This window comes from Armatimonas sp. (assembly GCF_031410135.1).
Lineage (GTDB): Bacteria > Armatimonadota > Armatimonadia > Armatimonadales > Armatimonadaceae > Armatimonas.
In genome coordinates, this window is sequence record NZ_JANNYP010000784.1 from 1 (window position 1) to 1,682 (window position 1,682).

The following is a 1,682-nucleotide window of genomic DNA, read 5'->3' on the forward strand; positions in this document are numbered from 1 at the left end:
CAATCGTGGTCTGCGAGAAGGACACCGTTTACACCCTGGACGAGTCGAACACAAACTTTAAACTCCTCAGCGGTGCGAAGATTCCGGACGTCGAGGTCGATGTATCTCCTGGGCACATGGCAGAGTTTGCTCGTGCAGCCCTGGGTGGGCAGCCCGCTCGCTCGAACTTCCCCGACTACTCCGGTCCGCTCACCGAGACGGTTCTGCTTGGCAACCTCGCGATCTGGGCGAATGGTCCTCGACTCGAATGGGATTCCAGGAGCATGAGAGTGAAAGGATCAAACGAATACGACGCGCTCATCCGGCCCACTTATCGTAAGAACTGGACTCTCTAACCTAATGGATCGACGCGACTTTCTACAAGCAAGTGTTCTCGGCGGAATCGCCTTGGCCAGTAAGCCCTTGCGGGCAGAAAGTCGCGTCTCCAGTTTTGAACTCGATGAAGCGACGATTGCCGACTTACAGAAGGCGATGAAATCGGGCAAAGAAACCTCCCGCTCAATCACGCAGAAGTATCTGGACCGAATCGAGGAGATTGATCGCAGTGGCCCTCATTTGAGGTCGGTGATCGAGATTAACCCAGACGCGATTGCACTAGCCGAAAAACTAGATACAGAACGTTCAGCTGGCTTACTCCGTGGCCCGATGCACGGAATTGCAGTTTTGGTCAAAGACAATATTGAAACCGGAGACCGAATGAAGACGACCGCTGGGTCGATCCTTCTAGAAAAAAACATTGCTACCCGGGATGCAGCCTTGGTTACTCGTTTGCGTCAGGCCGGTGCGGTGATTCTTGGCAAAACCAATTTAAGCGAGTGGGCCAACTTCCGCTCGACCCATTCGAGTAGCGGCTGGAGCGGGCGTGGTGGGCAGACCAAGAACCCCTATGCTCTTGATCGAAATCCTTGCGGAAGCAGTTCGGGCTCAGGAGTCGCGGCGGCCGCAAGCCTTTGCACGGTTGCGGTTGGAACCGAAACCGATGGGTCGATCGTCTGTCCTTCGACCAACAACGGGCTTGTTGGAATCAAACCCACGCTTGGCCTGATTTCTGGGGCCGGAATTATTCCCCTCTCGCATAGTCAAGACACTGCAGGGCCGATGACTCGGACCGTGCGGGATGCCGCCATTCTGTTGGGAGCCCTCGCAAATGTCGGTACGGCTGGATTCAAAGGGCATGCCGACTACACCCAGTTCCTGAGTCCAAAAGGGCTCAAGGGAGCTCGAATTGGGGTTGCACGCAAGTTTTTTGGATTCAACGCAAAGGTCGATGCGATCATGCACGATGCGATTGTTACGCTCAAGAAATTGGGGGCAATCATCGTGGACTCTGCTGATCTGCCGTCTCATGGCAAGTATGACGACACCGAAACCGAAGTGTTGCTCTATGAGTTCAAGGCAGATATCAACAAGTATCTGGCAGGCAAGAATCTCGAAGCGAAGAGTCTCGCCGATCTCATTCGATTGAATGAAAAATATAAGGATATCGAGATGCCCTTCTTTGGTCAGGAGCTCTTTTTGCAGGCGCAGGAAAAAGGGCCGCTGACCGATAAAAAATATCTTGACGCGCTGAAGAAGAACCACAGACTCTCTCGGAAAGAGGGCATTGATGCGGTGATGAACGCGCACAAACTTGACGCCCTCATCGCTCCCACCGGCGGTCCCGCCTGGCTCGCGTCCGATCC

General features: G+C 54.2%; 1 protein-coding gene and 1 pseudogene. Both read left to right on the forward strand.

Annotated features, from left to right (window positions below; all coding sequences use genetic code 11):
* A pseudogene (locus RMO15_RS28710) lies at window positions 1-335 on the forward strand (gfo/Idh/MocA family oxidoreductase); the annotation flags it as partial.
* A 4-nt stretch (window positions 336-339) separates the two neighbouring features.
* The coding region (locus RMO15_RS28715; RefSeq protein WP_309721130.1) for an amidase at window positions 340-1,682 on the forward strand (1,343 nt) is incomplete at its 3' end.